Genomic DNA, 19,884 nt, shown 5'->3' with positions numbered 1-19,884 from the left:
GCCGCACCCCCTGTCGTGAATCCGCAGGTCGGCGGGGCCGCGCGCTCAGCGCGCGCGCGCGAGGACCCCGTCGACGACGTCCCAGCCCAGCTCCGCGAGCACCGCCAGGTCGTGCCGGTCGAGGTCGGCTGCGGAGCGGCCGCCGAGCAGGTCGGGGCGACGGGCGGCGGTGCGGCGCAGCGACTCGTCGCGGCGCCAGCGGGCGACGCGGGCGTGGTCCCCGCTCGTGAGGACGTCCGGGACGTCGAGGCCCCGCCACGACGCCGGTCGGGTGTAGGCGGGCGCCTCGAGGAGCCCCTCGCTGTGGCTCTCCTCCACGACGCTCGCGCTGTTGCCGAGGACCCCGGGCAGCAGCCGCCCGACGGCCTCGACGACGACGAGCGCGGCGGCCTCCCCGCCGGCGAGCACGTAGTCGCCGATGCTGACGGGCGTGACGCGGTGGTGCCGGGCGGCGTCGGTGAGGACGCGGTCGTCGATGCCCTCGTAGCGCCCGCACGCGAGGACGAGCCACGGCTCCCGGGCGAGGTCCTCGGCCATCGCCTGGTCGAAGCGGACCCCGGCGGGGGACATGACGAGCAGGTGCGGCTCGACGTGCTCGCCGAGCTGGGCGCGCCCCTCCGCGCGGACGTGGTCGAGCGCCTCACCCCACGGCGGCGGTGTCATGAGCATGCCGGCGCCACCGCCGAAGGGGGCGTCGTCGACGGTGCGGTGGACGTCGTGGGTGAAGGCCCGCAGGTCGTGGACGCCCAGACGCAGCCGCCCGCGGGCCACCGCCCGGCCGATGAGGGACAGCCGCAGCGGCTCCAGGTAGTCGGGGAAGACGGAGACGACGTCGACGCGCACGTCAGGCGTCCCCGGGTCCGTCGAACAGCCCGCCCGGCGGGTCGAGGGTGACGGTGCCCGCGTCGACGTCGACGGCGGGGACGAGCGCGGCGACGAACGGCACCCGGACCGGGGGTCCCCCGGCGACGGGCCGCACGACGAGGAGGTCCTGGGCGGGGCCGTGCTCGAGGTCGCGCACGACCCCGAGGTCGTGGCCGTCGACGTGGACGGCGCGCAGCCCCACGAGCCGCGCGACGGGCCAGGCGTCGGCCTCGGGCTCCTCGCCGGCGACGTCGACGAGGAGCGTGACGTCGCGCAGCGCCTCCGCCGCGTCCCGGTCCGTCACGCCGTCGAGGGTGAGGAGCCAGCGCCCCTGGTGGGTGCGGGCCCGCACGAGCGCGACGCGCCCCACGTCGGGGTCCGTGGCGAACTCTGCCCCGGGTGCGAAGCGGCCCTGGGGGTCGTCGGTGCGGACGAGCACCGTGAGCTCGCCCCGCAGGCCGTGGGGACGACCGAGGCGGCCGACGACGAGCCACTCGGGCTCGTGGTCGGCCGCCTCGGGCGTACCGGTGGTGCTCAGCGTCCCAGCGGCTCAGCGGCCGTCGAGGTCGACGATGTCGACGCGCACGGGACCCTCGTCCGACAGCGCGTTGACGACGGTGCGGATCGCCGTGGCGGTCCGCCCGGCCCGGCCGATGACGCGGCCGATGTCGTCCGGGTGCACCCGCACCTGGACGAGCGGACCGCGGCGGGTGCTCCGCTCGACGACGGTGACGTCCTCGGGGTGGGACACGATGCCCGTCACGAGGTGCTCGACGGCGTCGGCCAGCACGTCAGGCGTCCTCGGCCTTCGCCTGCTCCTCGGTGGCCGGGGCCTCGGCGGTCGCCTCGGCCGGCGTCTCGGCCGGCGTCTCGGCCGGCGTCGCGGCCGGCGTCTCGGCGGACGCCTCGGCGGGCTTCCGGTCCTTCGACCGCTGGGTGGTCGCCTCGGGCGCCGGCGGCTCGGCCTTGGCGTCGCGCATGGCGGCCTCGTAGGCGGCCTTCTTGTCGGCCTTCGGCGCCGCGACCCGCAGGGTGCCCTCGGCACCGGGCTCGCCGCGGAACTTCTGCCAGTCGCCCGTGATCTTCAGCAGCGCGGTGACCTGCTCGGTCGGCTGCGCGCCGACACCGAGCCAGTACTGCGCGCGCTCGCTGTCGATCTCGATGCGCGACGGCTCCTCGGTCGGGTGGTACTTGCCGATCTCCTCGATCGCGCGGCCGTCACGGCGGGTGCGCGAGTCGGCGACGACGACGCGGTAGTAGGGCGCGCGGATCTTGCCCAGGCGCTTGAGTCGGATCTTGACTGCCACGTGCGGAAGGTCTCCTGAGTCTGGTCTGGTCGCGCACCTGGTCCGCGGGTGGGGGCCGGGCCGGGTGGGCAGGTGGACTCGCACCCCCGCGGAGAGAGGGGCCGCGGGCGGGCGGGTACAGCCGACCAGTGTGCCACGCCCGGGGCCCTCACCCGGACGCGTGCCGGGTCAGCCGCGGACGACCCGGCCGCGCAGCACGACCGCGACGGGTGCGTGGAGGGTCGCCGGCTCGAGGACCGGGTCGGCGCCGAGGACGAGGAGGTCGGCCGGGGCGCCCTCGCCGAGGCCGTCCCGGCCGAGCCAGCGGCGGGCGTCCCACGCGCCGGCGCCGACCGCGACGACCGGGGGCAGCCCGGCCCCGACGAGCTCGGCGACCTCGTGGGCCACGAGACCGTGCGGCAGGCTGCCGCCCGCGTCGGTGCCGACGTAGAGGGGGACGCCGGCGTCGTGGAGGTCCCGCACGTTCTGCAGCCGGCGGGCGTGCAGCGCCCGCATGTGGGCCGCCCAGCGGGGGAACTTCTCCTCGCCGCGCTCGGCGAGGCGCGGGAAGGTCGCGATGTTGACGAGCGTCGGGACGACGGCCACCTGCTGGTCGGCGGCCGCCGTCACGGTGTCCGGGCCGAACCCGGTTCCGTGCTCGATGCCGTCGATGCCGGCGGCGAGGAGGTCGGGCAGCGCGTCCTCGGAGAAGCAGTGCGCGGTGACGCGGGCACCCTCCTCGTGGGCGGCGTCGATCGCGGCGGCGACGACGTCGCCCGGCCACAGCGGGGCGAGGTCGCCGAGGTCCCGGTCGATCCAGTCCCCGACGAGCTTGACCCACCCGTCACCGCGGCGGGCCTGCCGGCGGACCTCGGCGACGAGGTCGGCGGGCTCCACCTCGGCGGCGTAGTTGCGGATGTAGCGTCGGGGCCGCGCGACGTGCCGGCCGGCGCGCACGACCCGCGGCAGGTCGTCGCGGTCGTCGAGCCAGCGGGTGTCCGCGGGAGAGCCCGCGTCCCGGGCCAGGAGGGTGCCGGCGTCCCGGTCGGTGAGCGCCTGCTGCTCCGTCGTCGCCTCGTCGACGGCGCCGTGCGCGTCGAGACCGATGTGGCAGTGGGCGTCGACCAGCCCCGGCACCGCCCAGCCGTCGAGCACGCGTGCCTCGCGCCCCGAGGCCAGGGCGGCCGAGGGCCGCTCGAACGTCACCCGCCCGTCGACGACCCACGCCTGCCCGCGGACGTCGTCGGCATCCACCCGGACGGGACCGGTGAGGTGGAGGACGGGTGAGGCCACCCTCAGCGCCCGCGGAAGGCGTCGGGCAGCTGTGCCGGGTCGAACGCCTGGTCCTCGCCGCCGCCGAGACCGAACGCCGCACCGGAGCCGGCCGCGGGGGCGCGGGTGGCGACGCCCGCCTCCTCGGCGGCGCGACGGGCGGGGTTGCCCGACTTCGAGCCCTTGCGCTGGTTCTTCGCCTTCTTGCCCTTGCCGCGCTTGCCGGGGCCGATGCCCCCGGGCATCCCGCCGGGCATGCCGCCCATCCCCGGCATCCCCGGCATCCCACCGCCGGAGCGCATCTGGCGCATCATCTTCTGGGCCTGGGTGAACCGCTCGACGAGCCCGTTGACGTCGCTCACCTGCGTTCCGGAGCCGCGGGCGATGCGGGCGCGGCGGGAGCCGTTGAGGATCTTGAGGTCGTCCCGCTCGGCCGGCGTCATCGAGCGGACGATCGCCTCGACGCGGTCGAGCTCGCGCTCGTCGAACTGCTCGAGCTGCTCCTTCATGTCACCCATGCCGGGGAGCATCTTCAGCATGTTCTTCAGCGGGCCCATGCGGCGCACGGCCTGCATCTGCTCGAGGAAGTCCGACAGCGTGAAGTCCTCGCCGCGCTCGACCTTGCCGGCGAGCTTCGCCGTCTGCTCGGCGTCGAAGGCCTTCTCGGCCTGCTCGATGAGCGTGAGGACGTCGCCCATGTCGAGGATCCGCCCGGCCATGCGGTCGGGGTGGAACACCTCGAAGTCGGTGAGCTTCTCGCCGGTGGAGGCGAAGAGGATCGGCGAGCCGGTGACGGTGACGACCGACAGGGCCGCCCCGCCGCGGGCGTCGCCGTCGAGCTTCGTCATGACGACGCCGGTGAGGGAGACACCCTCGTCGAACTGCTTCGCGGTCTCGACCGCGGACTGCCCGATCATCGCGTCGAGGACGAAGAGGACCTCGTCGGGCTGCACGGCGTCGCGGATGTCCGCGGCCTGCCGCATGAGGTCCTCGTCGATGCCGAGCCGGCCGGCGGTGTCGACGACCACGACGTCGTGACCGCGGGCGCGGGCGTGCTCGACGCCGCGCCGGGCGACCGACACGGGGTCCCCGACCCCGTTGCCCGGCTCGGGCGCGAACACCTGGACGCCGGCCCGCTCCCCCGTGACCTGCAGCTGAGTGACGGCGTTGGGGCGCTGGAGGTCGGCGGCGACGAGCACCGGCGAGTGGCCCTGCTCCTTGAGCCAGTGCCCGAGCTTGCCGGCGAGGGTCGTCTTCCCCGCCCCCTGGAGGCCCGCGAGCATGATGACCGTCGGGGGGTTCTTCGCCAGGTGCAGGCGCCGGGACTCCCCGCCGAGGACCCGGACGAGCTCCTCGTGGACGATCTTCACGACCTGCTGGCCGGGGTTGAGGGCCTTGCTCACCTCCTCGCCGAGGGCACGCTCCCGGATCGCGGCGGTGAACTGCCGGACGACGGGCAGCGAGACGTCGGCGTCGAGGAGGGCGAGCCGGATCTGCCGGACGGTCGCGTCGACGTCGGCCGGCGAGAGCCGGCCCTTGCCGCGCAGGGTCTTGAACGTCGAGGTCAGGCGGTCGGAGAGGGAGGCGAACAAGCGGCGGTCCTCACGGCTGGGACGGTCGTGGCGTGCCCGCCAGGGTAGCCGTCGGCTACGTGCTGGCGGCCAGGTCGGGGTCGGCGGCCTCGACGAGCGCGGCGACGACCTCCCCGACCCGGGGCGGTGCGAGTGCGCCCGACCCGTCGGCCTCGGCGACGTAGAGGACGTCGACGGCCTGGCCCGCGTGGGTGGCGACGTGCGCCGAGCGGATGTCGACGCCGCACCGCACGAGCGCGCGCCCGAGGGAGTGCAGGAGCCCGGGCCGGTCCGCGGAGCGCACCTCGAGCACGGTGGCGGCCTCGCTTGCGCCGGGTGCCACCACGACGACGGGGCGGTCGTGCCCGGGCCGGCCGGTCGAGGGCCGCCGCAGGAGCGCGGAGGCGTCGCGGCGCTCGAGGCGCTGCAGGAGGGCGGTGTCGCCGTCGGCGAGGCGGTGCAGGTCGGTGCGGAGCACCGCGGTGTCCGGCACCGCGCCGGACGCCTCCACCCACCACGTGTCGACGGCCGTCCCGTCGACGGTGCGGACGAGCGCGGACCGGACGCCGAGCCGGTGCACTGCGAGCACCCCGGCGATGTCGGCGAACAGCCCCGGACGGTCCGGCGCGACGACCGTGACGGTCGTGAGGCCGTCGACGGCCTGCACGGACAGCCGGCTGCTGCCGTCGGCGGCCGTCCGCTCGACGAGGGCGCTCTCCGCCTCCGCGAGCGGCGCGGGCCCGCGGGGCGGCTCCCCGCGCATCGAGGCGAGGGCCCGGCGGACGAGGTCGTCGACGAGCCGGGCCCGCCACGGGCTCCACGCGGCCGGGCCGGCCGCCCGGGCGTCGGCCTCCGTGAGGGCCCGCAGGAGCTGGAGGACGTCGGGCCGCCCGTCGACCGCGGCGACGAGCTCCTCGACGGTGCGGGGGTCGTCGGGGTCGCGCCGGGTGGCGAGGTCGACGAGGGCGAGGTGCTGCTCGACCAGCCGCACGACCGTGTCGCGGTCGGCGGGGACCAGCCCGAGCCGCTCGACGACGCGGCGGGCGAGCGGCCCCCCGGCGCGCGCGTGGTCCTGCTCCCCCGGTCGCTTGCCGAGGTCGTGGAGCAGCGCGGCGAGCAGGAGGAGGTCGGGACGGGACACGTCGCGCAGGAAGCGCTGGGCGGCCACGCACGTCTGGACCTGGTGCCGGTCGACGGTCCAGCGGTGGACGGCGTTGCGCTGGGGGCGGTTGCGGACGGCGTCCCAGCCCGGCAGCCAGCGGACGACGAGCCCCTCGAGGTCGAGCGACTCCCACACCCCCGGCAGGTGCTCCCCGGCCCCCAGCAGCTCGACGAACGCCTCGCGGGCGGCCGCGGGCCACGGCTCGGGCAGCGGCGCGCCGTCGACGGCGAGGTGGTGCGCCGTGACCGGGCTCAGGGGCAGCCCGGCGCGGGCGGCCGTCGCGGCGGCGCGCAGCGCGAGGGAGGGGTCGTCACCGGGGTGGGTGCCGACGCCGAGCACGACCTCGCCGTCGTGCTCGACGAGCCCGTGGCCGAGCGGGCGCAGCCGCGGCCGCCGCGGCCCCGGACGCCAGCGGCGCTGCGGCAGGGACTGCCGGGCCCGGCGGACGGTGACGTCGACGGCGTAGGCCACCGTCCGCCCCGCGTCGGCCACGCGGGCGAGCAGCCGGTCGGCGTCGTCCTCCCCCACGACGGCGGCGACGGCGTCCTGCTCGGCGAGCGCGAGCCGGTCGCCGGGCCGCCCCGTGACGACGTGGAGGGCGTCGCGCACGTCGAGCAGCCACGCGTGGCTGTCGTCGATCGCGGGCCCGTGCGGGCGGTCGGTGAGCCAGCTCGCGGCGAGCGCGCGCAGCGTCGTGACGTCGCGGAGGCCCCCGCGGGCCTCCTTGAGGTCCGGCTCGAGGAGGTGGGCGAGGTCCCCGTGGCGCTGCTGCCGCTCGGCGAGCCCGTCGAGGACCTGGGGCAGTCGGCGCCGCGCCCCCTGCCGCCAGTCCTGCAGCAGGACCGTCCGGGCGTGGGAGACGAGCTGCTCGTCGCCCGCGACGAGGCCGAGGTCGAGGAGCCCGACCGCGGCGGCGAGGTCGCCCGCGGCGACCTCGCGGCACTGGGCGATGGTGCGGACGGAGTGGTCGAGGCGCAGGCCCGCGTCCCACAGCGGGTACCAGAGGGCGTCGGCGAGGGCCGCGAGGCGCTCGGTCGGCAGGCGACGGCCCTCGTGGAGCAGCAGGAGGTCGACGTCGCTGGCGGGACCGAAGTCCCCGCGGGCGAGGCTGCCCACCATCGCGAGGGCGACGCCCGGCGGGCCCTCGGGCGGGAGGTCGGTGGCGGCGAGGGCGTCGGCCCACACCTCACCGAGCCGCTCGACGACGAGCTCGGCGTGCTGCCGGCGTCGCTGCGGGCCCGGCAGGTCGGGTCGGACCGCGCGGCGCATGATGTCGCGGCCGAGGCCCCGGGCGGACGTGCCGTCCGGTCCGGGACCGGGTCGAGAAGGCGGGTCGGTGGTCGGTCTCGCGGTGGCGTCCACGTCGTCGTCCCCCGGTGGGCGGGCAGGTGCCCCCGGACGCGGGGTCCGGGGGCACCTGCTGCTGGCGGTGCGGTCGGGTGGTGCGTCTCGGTGCGCGGGTCCGGACGCCTCAGACGGCGTCCGCGCCCCGCTCCCCGGTGCGGACCCGGACGACCTCGTCGACCGGGCTCGCCCACACCTTGCCGTCGCCGATGCGTCCGGTCTGGGACGCCTTGACGATGACGTCGACGACGTCCGCCGCGCCCGCGTCGTCCACGAGCACCTCGACGCGGACCTTCGGCACGAGGTCCGAGGTGTACTCCGCACCCCGGTAGACCTCGGTGTGACCGCGCTGCCGGCCGTAGCCGGACGCCTCGGACACCGTCATGCCCTGGATCCCGAACGCCTCGAGGGCGTTCTTCACGTCGTCGAGCTTGTGCGGCTTGATCACTGCGGTGACGAGCTTCATGCGGAGACCTCCGTCTTCGACGAGGTGGCGGACTTCGGGGCGAAGCCGCCGGTGCCGATGCCGCTGAAGGTGTACGCGGCCTCGGCGTGCTCCGTCGAGTCGATGCCCTCGGCCTCGGCCTCCTCGCTGATGCGGAAACCGATCGTCTTCTCGATGAGGAGACCGATGAGGTAGGCGAGGACGAAGGAGTACGCGAGGACCGCGAAGGCACCGCCGGCCTGGCGCGGCAGGAGCTCGAGCCCGCCGCCGTAGAAGAGCCCGGCGGGGTAGCCGTCGTACGCGGCAGCGGCGGACGGCGCGGCGAACAGGACGATGAGCAGGGTGCCGACGAGGCCGCCGACGAGGTGGACGCCGACGACGTCGAGCGAGTCGTCGAAGCCGAGCTTGTACTTCAGCCCGACGGCGAAGGCGCAGACGACACCGGCGATGAGGCCGATGAAGATCGCGCCGACCGGCGTCACCGCGCCGCAGGCGGGGGTGATGGCGACGAGGCCCGCGACGACGCCGGAGGCGGCGCCCAGCGACGTGGACGCGCCGTCGCGCAGCTTCTCCACGACCAGCCAGCCGAGGACCGCGGCGCCGGTCGCGACGAACGTGTTGACCCACACGTAGGCCGCGATGCCGTCGGAGGTGAGGAAGCTCGCGCCGTTGAAGCCGAACCAGCCGAACCACAGCAGGCCGGCGCCGAGCATGACGAGGGGGAGGTTGTTGGGCCGCATGGGCTCCTTGCCGAAGCCCTTGCGCTTGCCGAGGACGAGCGCGAGCGCGAGTGCCGCCGCGCCGGCGTTGATGTGGACCGCGGTGCCGCCGGCGAGGTCGATCGCCTCGATGCCGTCGGCGATCCAGCCGCCCTCGCCGTCCTGGAACGCGAACACCCAGTGCGCGACCGGGAAGTACACGACCGTCGCCCAGATGCCGGCGAAGATCATCCAGGAGCCGAACTTCGCGCGGTCGGCGATCGCGCCCGAGATGAGGGCGACCGTGATGACGGCGAAGACGCCCTGGAACGCCGCGAAGGCGATGTCGGGGTAGGAGCCGGACGCGACGTCGCCGATGGCCTCGGCCTGCAGCTGCTCGGCGCCCGGCATGAGCCCTGCGAAGCCCCAGTACTCGGTGAAGTTCCCGATGAAGCCGGAGTTGCTCGTGCCGAACGCGACGGAGTAGCCGTAGAGCACCCACAGGACGCTGATGAGCCCGAGGGCGCCGAAGCTCATCATCATCATGTTGAGGACGCCGCGGTGGCGGTTCATGCCGCCGTAGAACATCGCGAGGCCCGGGGTCATGAGCAGCACGAGCGTCGCGCTGATCAGGATCCAGGCAGTGGTGCCTGTGTCCACCATGTGGTTGTCACCTTCCGAGTCGCGGGACGGCGGGAGGACCGCCCCGTGCCGATCAGTGGCTCCACCGTGGGGTGACGGTGTTTCCTCACCGCGCGCCGTCCGTTACAGGCACGTGACGAGCGGCCCCGTCGTGTGAAAGGTGTGTGTCGGACCGCGCGGTCGGGAACTCCGCGGCGCGGAGGGGGCGCGACGGAGCGTCTCAGCGCGGCGCGTGCTGCTCGAGGAACTCGTACACCTCGGTGTCGTCGACGCCCGGGAACGTGCCCGGCGGCAGGGTCGCGAGCAGGTGGGAGTGCGCGCGTGCGCTCGGCCACGCGTTGCCCGCCCACCGCTCCGCGAGGGCCGCGGGCGGCTGCCGGCAGCACGTGGGGTCCGGGCAGCGGGAGCGGGAGCGCTCCGTCGTCTCCCGGCCGCGGAACCACCTGACGTGCGCGTACGGCACGCCGACGGCGACGGAGAAGTCGCCGTCGGCGCCGTCGGCCCCGGGACGGCGGTCGAGGTGCGCCGTGCACCAGTACGTGCCGGTCGGGGTGTCGGTGTACTGCCGGTACGGGGCGGAGCCGTCGCTCGCGCCGAACACGACCCGGACCGTCCAGTGCCGGCAGACCGTCTGGCCCTCGATCGCGCCCGTGGCGTCCGTGGGGAAGCGGACGCCGTCGTTCTCGTACGCCTTGTGGACGACGCCGCTGCGGTGCACCCGCATGAAGTGGACGGGCAGGCCGAGGTGGCGGGTCGCGAGGTTGGTGAATCGGTGCGCGGCGGTCTCCTGCGACACCGCGAAGTGGTCGCGGAGGTCCTCGACGTCGAGCTCGCGGTGGGCCTTCGCCCCCTGCAGGAGCGGGACGGCCGTCCGCTCCGGCACGAGGAGCGCGGCGGCGAAGTAGTTGACCTCGACGCGCTGGCGGAGGAAGTCCGCGTAGCTCGTCGGCTCGGCGTGCCCGAGGACCTGGTGCCCGACGGTCTGCAGCACGACGGTGCGGGCGTCGTGCCCGGCGAGGCTGCCCTCGAGCGGCACGTAGAGCCGGCGGTGGCGCATGTCGGTGACCGAGCGCACCGACCGCGGCAGGTCCTCCACCCGGTGGACCGTGAACCCGAGGTGCGCCGCCAGCTCGCCGATCACCCGCTGGCTCAGCGGCCCGGCGCCGTGCCCGACAGCGCGCAGCAGGTCGTCGGCGGCGGCCTCGATGTCGGGGTAGTAGTTGTCGCGCCGGCGCATCTCCTCCCGCAGCTCGCGGTTGGCCCGGCGGGCCTCCTCCGGGGTGGCGGCGGTCTCGGTCGCGCGGCGGACGAGCTCGCCGTGGAGGCCGAGCAGCGCCTCGAGGACCTCGGTCGGCGTCCGCGGCCCCACCCGCACCTCCGGCAGGCGCAGCGCCGCGTACGACGGGCTGCGCTGCACGCGCTCCCACGCGATCTCCAGCGCCGCACGCCGGCTCGGCGGTTCGGCGCCCACGAGCTCCTGCACCTGCACACCGAGGGCGTCGGCGAGCGCGCGCAGGAGCGACAGCTTCGGCTCCCGGCGGCCGTTCTCCACCAGCGACAGCTGTGACCCCGCGCGCCCGACCCGGGCGCCGAGCTCGTCGAGCGTGAGGCCGCGCTCGCGCCGCAGGTACCGGATGCGTCGACCGACGGCGATGGCGTCGGCTGTGTCGGGCGTCACGTCGAGGTCGGCCACGAACCTCACATTAGCGAAAGAACCGCGATTCCTTCGAGGAAAGTCCTCTGGATCCTCCGTTCCGTCGGCCGTCACCGTCGTCCTCACAGCGGGCACGGCGCCCGTGTCGACACCGAAGGAGCCCTCCGATGACGCAGACCCTCCCCTCCCCGACCGACGAGCGCACCGCGGCCGACGTCGCGGTGGGCCGGGTCCCCCGTCCCGCGGCACCGGGCAGCGAGCTGCCCGACGCCGCGGCGCTCGCGCACGAGTGGGCGACCGACCCGCGCTGGGCCGGCGTCGAGCGCACGTACTCCGCGGAGGACGTCGTCCGCCTCCGGGGCCGTGTCGTCGAGGAGCACACGCTCGCCCGGCGGGGCGCCGAGCGGCTGTGGGACCTGCTGCGCACCCGCACGCACGTGCCCGCCCTCGGCGCCCTCACCGGCAACCAGGCCACCCAGATGGTGAAGGCGGGGCTCGAGGCGATCTACCTGTCGGGCTGGCAGGTCGCGGCCGACGCGAACCTGTCCGGGCACACGTACCCCGACCAGTCGCTGTACCCGGCGAACTCGGTGCCGGCCGTCGTCCGCCGCATCAACAACGCCCTGCTGCGCGCGGACCAGATCGCGCACGCCGACGGCGAGACGGACGGCCCGCAGGAGTGGCTCGTGCCGATCGTCGCCGACGCCGAGGCCGGCTTCGGCGGCCCGCTCAACGCCTTCGAGCTCATGAAGCAGATGATCGCGGCGGGCGCCGCGGGCGTGCACTGGGAGGACCAGCTCGCCAGCGAGAAGAAGTGCGGGCACCTCGGCGGCAAGGTGCTCGTGCCCACCCAGCAGCACGTGCGGACCCTCAACGCGGCGCGGCTGGCCGCGGACGTCTCCGGCACGCGGACCCTCGTCGTCGCGCGGACCGACGCCCTCGCCGCCGACCTGCTGACGAGCGACGTCGACGAGCGCGACCGCCGCTTCTGCACCGGCGAGCGCACCGCCGAGGGCTTCTTCCGGGTGCAGAACGGGCCGGAGCCGGTCATCAGCCGGCTCCTCGCCTACGCGCCGTACGCCGACCTGTTCTGGGTCGAGACGGGCACCCCGGACCTCGAGCAGGCCCGCGTGTTCGCCGAGGCGCTCACGGCCGAGCACCCGGACAAGATGCTCGCCTACAACTGCTCGCCGAGCTTCAACTGGCGGGCCCACCTCGACGACGACGAGATCGCGCGCTTCCAGCGCGAGCTCGCCGCGATGGGCTACCGCTTCCAGTTCATCACCCTCGCCGGCTTCCACGCCCTCAACCACTCGATGTTCGACCTCGCACACGGCTACGCCCGGCGCGGCATGAGCGCGTACGTCGAGCTGCAGCAGGCGGAGTTCGCCGCGGCCGACCGCGGCTACACGGCGGTCCGGCACCAGGCGGAGGTCGGCACCGGCTACTTCGACGCCGTCGCGACGGCCCTCAACCCCGGGGGCTCGACGCTCGCGCTCGCGGGGTCCACCGAGTCCGAGCAGTTCCACTGAGCCCGCGCAGCGCTGCGCGGGACGACGAGACGACACGACGACCAGACCACGAGGAGACGACCATGACACCCGTCAGCACCCAGCGAGCGAGCACCCGCGTCACCCTCACCTCCTCCGGTGCGGAGGTGCAGGTCCTCGGTCCCGTCCGCGAGGGCTACGAGCGCGTCCTCACCCCGGAGGCGCTCGCCTTCGTCGGGCGGCTCGACCAGGCGTTCGCCGAGCGACGCTGCGAGCTGCTCGAGGCGCGCGCGGCCCGCCGTGCCGAGGTCGCGTCGGGCGCCGACCTCGGCTTCCGCTCCGACACCCGGTGGATCCGCACGGACCCCAGCTGGAAGGTCGCCCCGCCCGCGCCCGGCCTGGAGGACCGCCGAGTCGAGATCACCGGCCCCACGGACCGGAAGATGGCGATCAACGCGCTCAACTCCGGCGCGAAGGTGTGGCTCGCGGACCAGGAGGACGCGACGAGCCCGACGTGGGACAACGTCGTCGGCGGTCAGCTCACGCTGCTCGACGCGAGTCTCGGGACGCTCGAGTGGACGTCGCCGGACGGCCGGCACTACCGGGTGACGGGGGACGCCGACGGTGCGACGCCGACGGTCGTCGTCCGGCCCCGCGGCTGGCACCTGCCGGAGAAGCACCTCCGGGTCGACGGGCGGCCGATGTCGGGCAGCATCGTCGACTTCGGGCTCTACCTCTTCCACTGCGCGCGGCTGCAGCTCGACGCCGGACGCGGGCCGTACTTCTACCTGCCGAAGCTCGAGAGCCACCTCGAGGCTCGGCTGTGGAACGACGTGTTCGTCCGCGCCCAGCAGATGCTCGGCCTGCCGCGCGGCACGATCCGCGCGACGGTCCTCGTCGAGACGCTGCCCGCCGCCTTCGAGATGGAGGAGATCCTCTACGAGCTCCGCGAGCACGCCGCGGGGCTCAACGCGGGCCGCTGGGACTACATCTTCAGCGCCATCAAGACGTACGGCACGCGGGGGCACGACTACCTGCTGCCGGACCGCGCGGACGTCACCATGACGGCGCCCTTCATGCGCGCCTACACCGAGCTCCTCGTCGCGACGTGCCACCGGCGCGGCGCCCACGCCGTCGGCGGCATGGCGGCCGCGATCCCCGACCGCGGCGACCCCGAGCGCACCGCCGCGGCGGTCGCGAAGGTCCGCGCCGACAAGGAGCGGGAGGCCCGGGACGGCTTCGACGGGTCGTGGGTCGCCCACCCCGGCCTCGTCGGGACGTGCCGCGAGGTCTTCGACGCCGTCCTCGGGAGCCGTCCCAACCAGGTGCACCGCCACCGCCCCGAGGTCGCCGTGACGGCGGCGGACCTCCTCGACCTCGGCGCGACACCGGGCGAGGTGAGCGCCGAGGGGCTCCGCACGAACGTCTCCGTCGCGCTGCACTACCTCGAGGCGTGGCTCGGCGGGCGGGGTGCGGTCGCGCTCCACGGCCTCATGGAGGACGCCGCCACCGCGGAGATCTCCCGCTCGCAGGTGTGGCAGTGGCTGCGCGAGGAGGTGCGGCTCACCGACGGCCGGGCCGTGAGCCGGGACCTCGTCGAGCAGGTCCTCGCCGAGGAGCTGGCCGCAGCGCGGGAGCCGGTCGCCGGCGACGACGCCCGCACCGCGCGGTTCGTCGACGCCGCCGAGCTGCTGCGGGAGGCGCTCCTCGCCGAGCGGCTCCCGTCCTTCCTCACGACGACGGCGTACGCCCGGCACCTCGTCACGCTCGCGGAGCCGCCGAGCAGCGTCGGTCGCGACGAGGCCGTCGACGTCCGCGACCTCAGCGGCTGCGCTGCGGCGCGCGTGGACCCGGCCGCCTGACGCGGGACGCCCGCCGCGGGGGCGCGGCTACGGCAGCCGGCCCCCGCGGTGACGCACCCGCAGGACGCGCCAGCCGACGGTGAACGCGACGACGGCGACCCCGACCCCGGCACGGGCGACGGCCCAGCCCGGGCCGTCGGCGAGGGCGACGAGCAGGACCGCCGCCACGAGGCCGAGCACCGCGCAGCCGGCCACGAGCCGGAGCATCTGCCCGCGGGGGGCGCCGCCGAGCAGGGGCTCGCTCTCCCGGCGGGAGCCGAGGACCTCACCCGGCACCGGCGGTCGCTCGGGCCGACGGTCCGGCTCGCCCTCGCCCACGCCGGGCCGCGCTCAGCCGGCGGGCTCGAGGATCGCGTCGACGAACGCGTCCGGCTCGAACGGGGCGAGGTCGTCGGCGCCCTCGCCGAGACCCACGAGCTTGACGGGCACCCCGAGCTCCCGCTGGACGGCGACGACGATGCCGCCCTTGGCGGTCCCGTCGAGCTTCGTGAGGACGATGCCGGTGATGTCGACGGCCTCGGCGAACACGCGGGCCTGGTTGAGCCCGTTCTGCCCGGTGGTGGCGTCGAGGACGAGGAGGACCTCGTCGACGGGGCCGTGCCGCTCCACGACCCGCTTCACCTTGCCCAGCTCGTCCATGAGGTCGCGCTTGTTCTGCAACCGGCCGGCGGTGTCGACGAGGACGACGTCCGCGCCGAGGTCCGCGCCCGCCTTGACGGCGTCGAAGGCGACGGACGCGGGGTCGGCGCCCTCCACGTCCGAGCGGACCGTCGGGACCCCCACCCGCTCCCCCCACGTCGACAGCTGCTCGGCGGCCGCGGCGCGGAAGGTGTCGGCGGCACCGAGGACGACGTCCTTGTCCTCCGCGACGAGCACCCGTGCGAGCTTGCCGACGGTCGTCGTCTTGCCGACGCCGTTGACGCCGACGACGAGGACGACGGCGGGGCGGTGCACGCCCGCCTCGGTCGCGGTCGGCGCCACGGCCAGGGAGCGGTCGAGCGTGGGGTCGACCGCGCGGAGGAGCTCGTCGCGCAGGACGGCGCGGGGGTCCCCGCCGCCGTCGACGCCGATCCGGGTGCGCAGCCGCTCGACGATCTCGAGGCTCGGCCCGGTGCCGAGGTCAGCGGCGATGAGGGTCTCCTCGATCTCCTCCCACGTCGCCTCGTCGACGGTGTCGCGGCTCAGCAGCTGGAGCAGACCGCGCCCGAGGGCGGTGTTGGACCGGGCGAGGCGGGCACGCAGCCGCGCGAGGCGCCCGGCGGCCGGGGCCGGGCGCTCGACCTCCGGGGCGACCGGCACGTCCTCGACGGCCGGGGGCTCGGTGACGGAGTCCGGCAGCCGGACGGTCTCGACGTCGCGGACGAGGGTGTCCCGCGGCTCCTCGGCGTCGTCGCCGACACCCGGCCGGTAGTCGACGCCGGGCTCCGGGCGCCGCTGCTCCGGCGGTGCCGCCGTGTCGGGACCCCGCCGGCCGCGCCGCAGGAGACCGACGACAAGACCGACGAGGATCGGGACCCCGAGGGCACCGCCGACGACGACCCACGTCGTCTCGTCCGGGCTGAGCGCGGACAGGGCGAGGACGGCCTCGGCGGTGCTCGGGTCGGCGAAGGGGGTCGCTGTCACCCGCCCAGTCTGTCGTGCCCCGGCGGGTGGGCACGAACCCCCGGGCGACGCGGCGACGGCCCGGCGCCCTCGGGGGCGCCGGGCCGGGCCGGTGGGAGGTGGGCTCAGGCGTCCCGGGCGCCCGTGAGGTGGGGGGCGCGGAGCAGGACGAGACCGAGGACGACGTAGCCGACGAGGACGTGACCCCCGGCGACGAGGTCGGCGACCGGTGCGCCGCCGGTGGCGCCGAACACCGGGATGCACACCGGCGCCCAGCTCTCGGCGACGGCCGGCCACGCCCGGGCGGTGCCGCGCCAGCGGCCGGCGACAGCGATCTTGATGCCGATGACGGCCATGCCGAGCATGGACACGGGCCAGAACACGTCGAGGACCGCCAGCCAGAAGTCGTCGCGGAAGGACGGGACGAGGCCGTGGAGCACCGTCCACGCCATCGCGAGGGCGAGGAACCCGAGCTCGACCCGCATGAAGCCGACCGTCCCGCGACCGAGGCCCGCGGCGCGCGTCCGCAGCTGGTGGACGACGAGCGCGACGAGCGACAGCTGGAACGGCAGGGCCATGAGGTCGCCGACCGTGACGCCGAGGGACGTGTCCGGCGTCGCGCCGACGAGGAAGAAGCTGCCGGCGAACGACAGCGACCCGACGGCGACGGCCGCGCCGGTGAGCCGGGCGTGCCGCAGCGGGACCGGCGGCAGCGCCGCAGCCCGCTCCGCCGTGACGCGGGCCCGCTCGGCGCGGCGGGCCTGCCGCGGGGTGACGGGTGCCGGGGCGGTCGTGCGGACGTCGTCGCGGGCGGTGCCCGTCGACGTGCCCGTCGACGTGCCCGTCGACGTGACGGTGGTGACGAAGCCGGTCGTGCTGCTCACGGGGAGCCTCCTGGGGTGTGGTGGGTCCGTCGCGGGCACCGGTCGGTGCCGACGAGCAGGACGGTGCCGTGGCCGCGTCCCGGGCCGGCAGGGGCGCAGGTCCCGTCCGGTGTCACGACCTCGAGGCGGCGCGCCCGGGACACGAGCCGGGACACGGGTCGGGACACGACCAGGGACACGTGTCCCTGCCCCCGCGGAGCCCCCAGCCGTCACACTGCCTGCGTGCCGGACGACGATCGCCCCGCGGGCCCACGACCCCGGGCGGGAACCCTCTCGCGGTGGCTGCCGTCCCCAGGGGTGGCCGCCGCCGTCGCCGCCACGGTCGCGAGCGCCGGTCTCGACGCCGGCAACGACCCCGCGCTCGCCGCCGCGCTCACCGACGGCCCCGCGTGGCCCGCCGGCGTGTCCGGCAGCCTCCTGGCCGTCGCCGGGCTGCTCGTCCTGCGCCGGGCGCCCCGGCACCTGCTTGGGTGGGTGCTCGTCGTCGCCGGCGTGCACTGGGCCGGGGACGCCCTCGCCGCGGCGTGGCTCGTGCGGGCCGTCGAGCCGGTCCTCGCCGGTGGCGACCCGCTGCCCGGGGCGGCGCCGGCGTTCTGGGTGTTCCAGCGGCTCGGCGCGTGGCTCCTGCTGACGCTGCCGCTCCTGCTGCTCCTGTTCCCCGACGGCAGGCTGCCGGCAGGACGGGCGTGGCGGGTGGGCGCGCTCGCGAGCCTCGCCGCGACGTGCCTGCTGCCGCTGCTGCTGCTCGTCGTCCCGGCGGCGGTCGCCGACCGCGCCGCGGGCGGCGCGGAGGGGATCGGCGCGACGGCCCTCGGCCCGGTCGACCGCGACCTCACGAGCCTCGTCGGGGTGCCGGAGCCGGTGTGGTCGGCGGCGCTCGGCGTCGCGTACGCGGCGGTGCCCCTCAGCCTCGTCGTGCCGTTCGCGGCGCTCGTGCAGCGCTACCGGCGGGGCGGCGCGGAGGAGCGCCGCACGCTGCGGTGGCTGCTGTGGGCGGGTCTGGTCGCGACGCTCGTCATGCTCGCGACGCTCGTCCTGCCCGACGCCCTCACGTCCGCTGCGCTCGTGGTCGCCGTCGGGGTGTGCGCCCTCGCGGTCGCGGCCGGCATCGTCCGGCCGCGGGTGCTCGACATCGACGCGCTGCTGTCGGGCACCGTCGTCTACGCCGCCCTCGCCGTGGCGCTCGTCGCCGTCGACCTCGGGGTCCTCACCGCCGCCGGGGCGCTGCTGTCCGGCGGGCTGGGCGAGCGGGAGGCGGCGGTGCTCGCGCTCGCCGTCGTCGCCGCGGCCTACCTGCCGCTGCGCGACCGGGTGTTCCGGCTCGCCCGGCGCCTCGTCCTCGGCGAGCGGGAGGACCCGTACCGGGTGGTGTCGCGGCTGGCGGAGCGCCTCGAGGCGGCCCCGGACGTGGGCCAGGAGCTGCGGGCACTCGTGGCCGCGGTCGCGGACGCCTTCCGCCTGCCGTACGTCGGGGTCGTCCTCGACGCCCCCGACGGCACGTCGGTCGAGGCCCACCACGGGGAGCGGGCGCCGGGCGCGCTCGCCGAGCAGCCGCTGGTGTACCGCGGCGAGCCCATCGGACGGCTCCTGCTCCCGGCCGGCACCGGCGGGCCGAGGCCGGGCAGCCGGGACGCGCGGCTGCTCGCGGACGTCGTCCGGCAGGGCGCGGCCGCAGCGCGCGCCGCGCTGCTCGCCGGGCAGCTGCAGCGGCACCGCGAGCTGCTCGTGGGCGCGCGCGAGGAGGAGCGCCGCCGGCTGCGCCGAGACCTCCACGACGGTCTGGGACCGCTGCTCGGCGCCGTCGTCCTGCGGGTCGACACCGCACGGCGGCTCGCGGCGGCCGGGCGCACCCAGGAGGCGGACGCGACCCTGCGGGAGGCGCGGGACGAGGTCTCCGGCGGTCTCGCGGAGGTCCGGCGACTCGTGCACGACCTGCGCCCGCCCGCGCTCGACGACGTCGGTCTCGTGGGGGCGCTGCGGCAGCAGGCGAGCCGCCTCTCGGCGGCGCCCGGCGGTCCCGAGGCCGCAGTCGTCGTCGAGGGGGCACCGGAGGAGCTGCCCGGGCTGCCCGCGGCCGTCGAGGTCGCGGCCCTGCGGGTCGCGGGCGAGGCGCTCGTCAACGTGGCCCGGCACGCCGACGCGCAGCACGTGCGCGTCACGCTCCGCCGCCTGCCGGACGCCCTCCACGTCCTCGTGGTCGACGACGGGCGGGGCATCCGGCCCGACGCGCCCGCCGGCGTCGGGCTGCTGTCGCTGCGGGAGCGGGCGGCGGAGCTCGGCGGCACCGCGCACGTCGCGTGCCCGTCCTCCGGCGGCACCACGGTGCACGTCGTCCTCCCCACCGGCCCTGCCCCCACCACGAGCCCCGAGCCGGGCCCGGAGCCCGCTGCCGAGGCCAACCTGTCCCGCGAGACCCGCGAGGTGCCCTCGTGACCGACACGCGGCTGCGGGTCCTCGTCGTCGACGACCACCCCGTCTACCGGGACGGCCTGGCCGCCCTCCTCGCGACCGTCGAGGAGGTGGTCGTCGTCGGGACGGCCGCGGACGGCGCCGCAGCCCTCGACCGGGCCCGGGAGCTCGCACCCGACGTCGTCGTCATGGACGTCCAGATGCCCGTCCTCGACGGCGTGGAGGCGACCCGGCGGCTGACGGCGGAGTCGCCGTCGACCGGGGTGGTCGTCCTCACGATGTCCGAGGACGACGACACCGTCTTCGCGGCCCTGCGGGCCGGGGCCCGCGGCTACCTGCTCAAGGGCGCCGACGCCGACGAGGTCGTGCAGGCCCTGCGCACCGTCGCGGCGGGCGGGGCGGTGTTCGGCGCGTCGCTCGCGGTGCGGATCGCGGAGTACTTCGCCGGGCGCGCCGCCCCGGCGCCGGACGCCGGGACCGGCGACCCGTTCCCGCACCTCACGGCGCGGGAGCGGGAGGTGCTCGACCTCGTCGCCGCCGGCCGCTCGAACCCCCAGATCGCCGAGCTGCTGTTCCTCAGCCCGAAGACCGTGCGCAACTGCGTGTCGAACGTCTTCGCCAAGCTCCACGTCGCCGACCGGGCCGAGGCCATCGTGCGGGCGCGGGACGCGGGCCTCGGCCGGGGGTAGCGCCCACCGG

General features: G+C 76.1%; 17 protein-coding genes. 4 read left to right on the top strand and 13 right to left on the bottom strand.

Annotation, left to right across the window (positions count from 1 at the left end):
- Positions 1 to 45: 45 nt before the first annotated feature.
- The 10 genes from trmD to WAB14_RS05955 all read right to left on the bottom strand — a co-directional run bounded on the left by trmD (position 46) and on the right by WAB14_RS05955 (position 10,977).
- The gene (trmD, locus tag WAB14_RS06000; RefSeq protein WP_340268344.1) at positions 46 to 843 is read right to left on the bottom strand and encodes a tRNA (guanosine(37)-N1)-methyltransferase TrmD; all 798 of its coding nucleotides are present in this window, start codon (positions 841 to 843) and stop codon (positions 46 to 48) included.
- Position 844: 1 nt separating this feature from the next.
- Positions 845 to 1,402: a ribosome maturation factor RimM gene (rimM, locus tag WAB14_RS05995; protein WP_340268505.1), complete on the bottom strand. Its 558-nt coding sequence runs from the start codon at positions 1,400 to 1,402 to the stop codon at positions 845 to 847.
- A gap of 12 nt (positions 1,403 to 1,414) precedes the next feature.
- Complete coding sequence (locus WAB14_RS05990) at positions 1,415 to 1,654, bottom strand: RNA-binding protein (RefSeq protein ID WP_340268342.1); 240 nt, start codon at positions 1,652 to 1,654, stop codon at positions 1,415 to 1,417.
- 1 nt (position 1,655) lies between these two features.
- Positions 1,656 to 2,171, bottom strand: coding sequence for a 30S ribosomal protein S16 (rpsP, locus tag WAB14_RS05985; protein ID WP_340268340.1), 516 nt, complete (start codon positions 2,169 to 2,171; stop codon positions 1,656 to 1,658).
- A 168-nt stretch (positions 2,172 to 2,339) separates the two neighbouring features.
- On the bottom strand, positions 2,340 to 3,443 hold the full coding sequence (locus tag WAB14_RS05980) for an amidohydrolase family protein (protein ID WP_340268338.1): 1,104 nt from the start codon (positions 3,441 to 3,443) through the stop codon (positions 2,340 to 2,342).
- 2 nt (positions 3,444 to 3,445) lie between these two features.
- Positions 3,446 to 5,014 (bottom strand): signal recognition particle protein, encoded by a 1,569-nt coding sequence (gene ffh / locus WAB14_RS05975; RefSeq protein ID WP_340268336.1) that lies wholly within the window; start codon positions 5,012 to 5,014, stop codon positions 3,446 to 3,448.
- A 55-nt stretch (positions 5,015 to 5,069) separates the two neighbouring features.
- Entirely contained in the window at positions 5,070 to 7,517 is a 2,448-nt protein-coding gene (locus tag WAB14_RS05970; protein ID WP_340268334.1) for a [protein-PII] uridylyltransferase, read from the bottom strand.
- A gap of 109 nt (positions 7,518 to 7,626) precedes the next feature.
- Positions 7,627 to 7,965, bottom strand: coding sequence for a P-II family nitrogen regulator (locus WAB14_RS05965; protein ID WP_340268333.1), 339 nt, complete (start codon positions 7,963 to 7,965; stop codon positions 7,627 to 7,629).
- Positions 7,962 to 9,302, bottom strand: coding sequence for an ammonium transporter (locus WAB14_RS05960; protein WP_340268503.1), 1,341 nt, complete (start codon positions 9,300 to 9,302; stop codon positions 7,962 to 7,964). The genes WAB14_RS05965 and WAB14_RS05960 overlap by 4 nt, the downstream gene beginning before the upstream one ends.
- A gap of 202 nt (positions 9,303 to 9,504) precedes the next feature.
- Positions 9,505 to 10,977 (bottom strand): helix-turn-helix domain-containing protein, encoded by a 1,473-nt coding sequence (locus tag WAB14_RS05955; protein WP_340268331.1) that lies wholly within the window; start codon positions 10,975 to 10,977, stop codon positions 9,505 to 9,507.
- Positions 10,978 to 11,105: 128 nt separating this feature from the next.
- Here WAB14_RS05955 and aceA point away from each other — a divergent pair, with 128 nt between their 5' ends.
- Both aceA and aceB read left to right on the top strand, forming a co-directional pair.
- Complete coding sequence (aceA, locus tag WAB14_RS05950) at positions 11,106 to 12,470, top strand: isocitrate lyase (RefSeq protein WP_340268329.1); 1,365 nt, start codon at positions 11,106 to 11,108, stop codon at positions 12,468 to 12,470.
- A 62-nt stretch (positions 12,471 to 12,532) separates the two neighbouring features.
- Positions 12,533 to 14,290 carry a malate synthase A gene (aceB, locus tag WAB14_RS05945; protein WP_340268327.1) on the top strand — a complete coding sequence of 586 codons (1,758 nt, stop codon included), beginning with the start codon at positions 12,533 to 12,535 and terminating at the stop codon, positions 14,288 to 14,290.
- 27 nt (positions 14,291 to 14,317) lie between these two features.
- On the opposite strand, the gene WAB14_RS05940 is transcribed toward aceB, so the two are convergent.
- The 3 genes from WAB14_RS05940 to WAB14_RS05930 all read right to left on the bottom strand — a co-directional run bounded on the left by WAB14_RS05940 (position 14,318) and on the right by WAB14_RS05930 (position 16,776).
- Positions 14,318 to 14,566 (bottom strand): hypothetical protein, encoded by a 249-nt coding sequence (locus WAB14_RS05940; RefSeq protein ID WP_340268325.1) that lies wholly within the window; start codon positions 14,564 to 14,566, stop codon positions 14,318 to 14,320.
- Between the two features lie 54 nt (positions 14,567 to 14,620).
- Positions 14,621 to 15,799 carry a signal recognition particle-docking protein FtsY gene (ftsY, locus tag WAB14_RS05935; protein WP_377002498.1) on the bottom strand — a complete coding sequence of 393 codons (1,179 nt, stop codon included), beginning with the start codon at positions 15,797 to 15,799 and terminating at the stop codon, positions 14,621 to 14,623.
- Positions 15,800 to 16,017: 218 nt separating this feature from the next.
- Positions 16,018 to 16,776, bottom strand: a complete 759-nt coding sequence (locus tag WAB14_RS05930; protein ID WP_340268323.1) for a hypothetical protein — start codon at positions 16,774 to 16,776, stop codon at positions 16,018 to 16,020.
- 297 nt (positions 16,777 to 17,073) lie between these two features.
- Here WAB14_RS05930 and WAB14_RS05925 point away from each other — a divergent pair, with 297 nt between their 5' ends.
- Positions 17,074 to 19,209 carry a sensor histidine kinase gene (locus WAB14_RS05925; RefSeq protein WP_340268321.1) on the top strand — a complete coding sequence of 712 codons (2,136 nt, stop codon included), beginning with the start codon at positions 17,074 to 17,076 and terminating at the stop codon, positions 19,207 to 19,209.
- On the top strand, positions 19,206 to 19,874 hold the full coding sequence (locus WAB14_RS05920; protein ID WP_340268319.1) for a response regulator transcription factor: 669 nt from the start codon (positions 19,206 to 19,208) through the stop codon (positions 19,872 to 19,874). Before WAB14_RS05925 ends, WAB14_RS05920 begins: the two co-directional genes overlap by 4 nt.
- Positions 19,875 to 19,884: the final 10 nt, after the last annotated feature.

This window comes from Aquipuribacter nitratireducens (assembly GCF_037860835.1).
Classification (GTDB): domain Bacteria; phylum Actinomycetota; class Actinomycetes; order Actinomycetales; family JBBAYJ01; genus Aquipuribacter; species Aquipuribacter nitratireducens.
The sequence above is the reverse complement of the archived record's forward strand: the minus strand, read 5'-3'. Positions and strand labels throughout refer to the sequence as shown.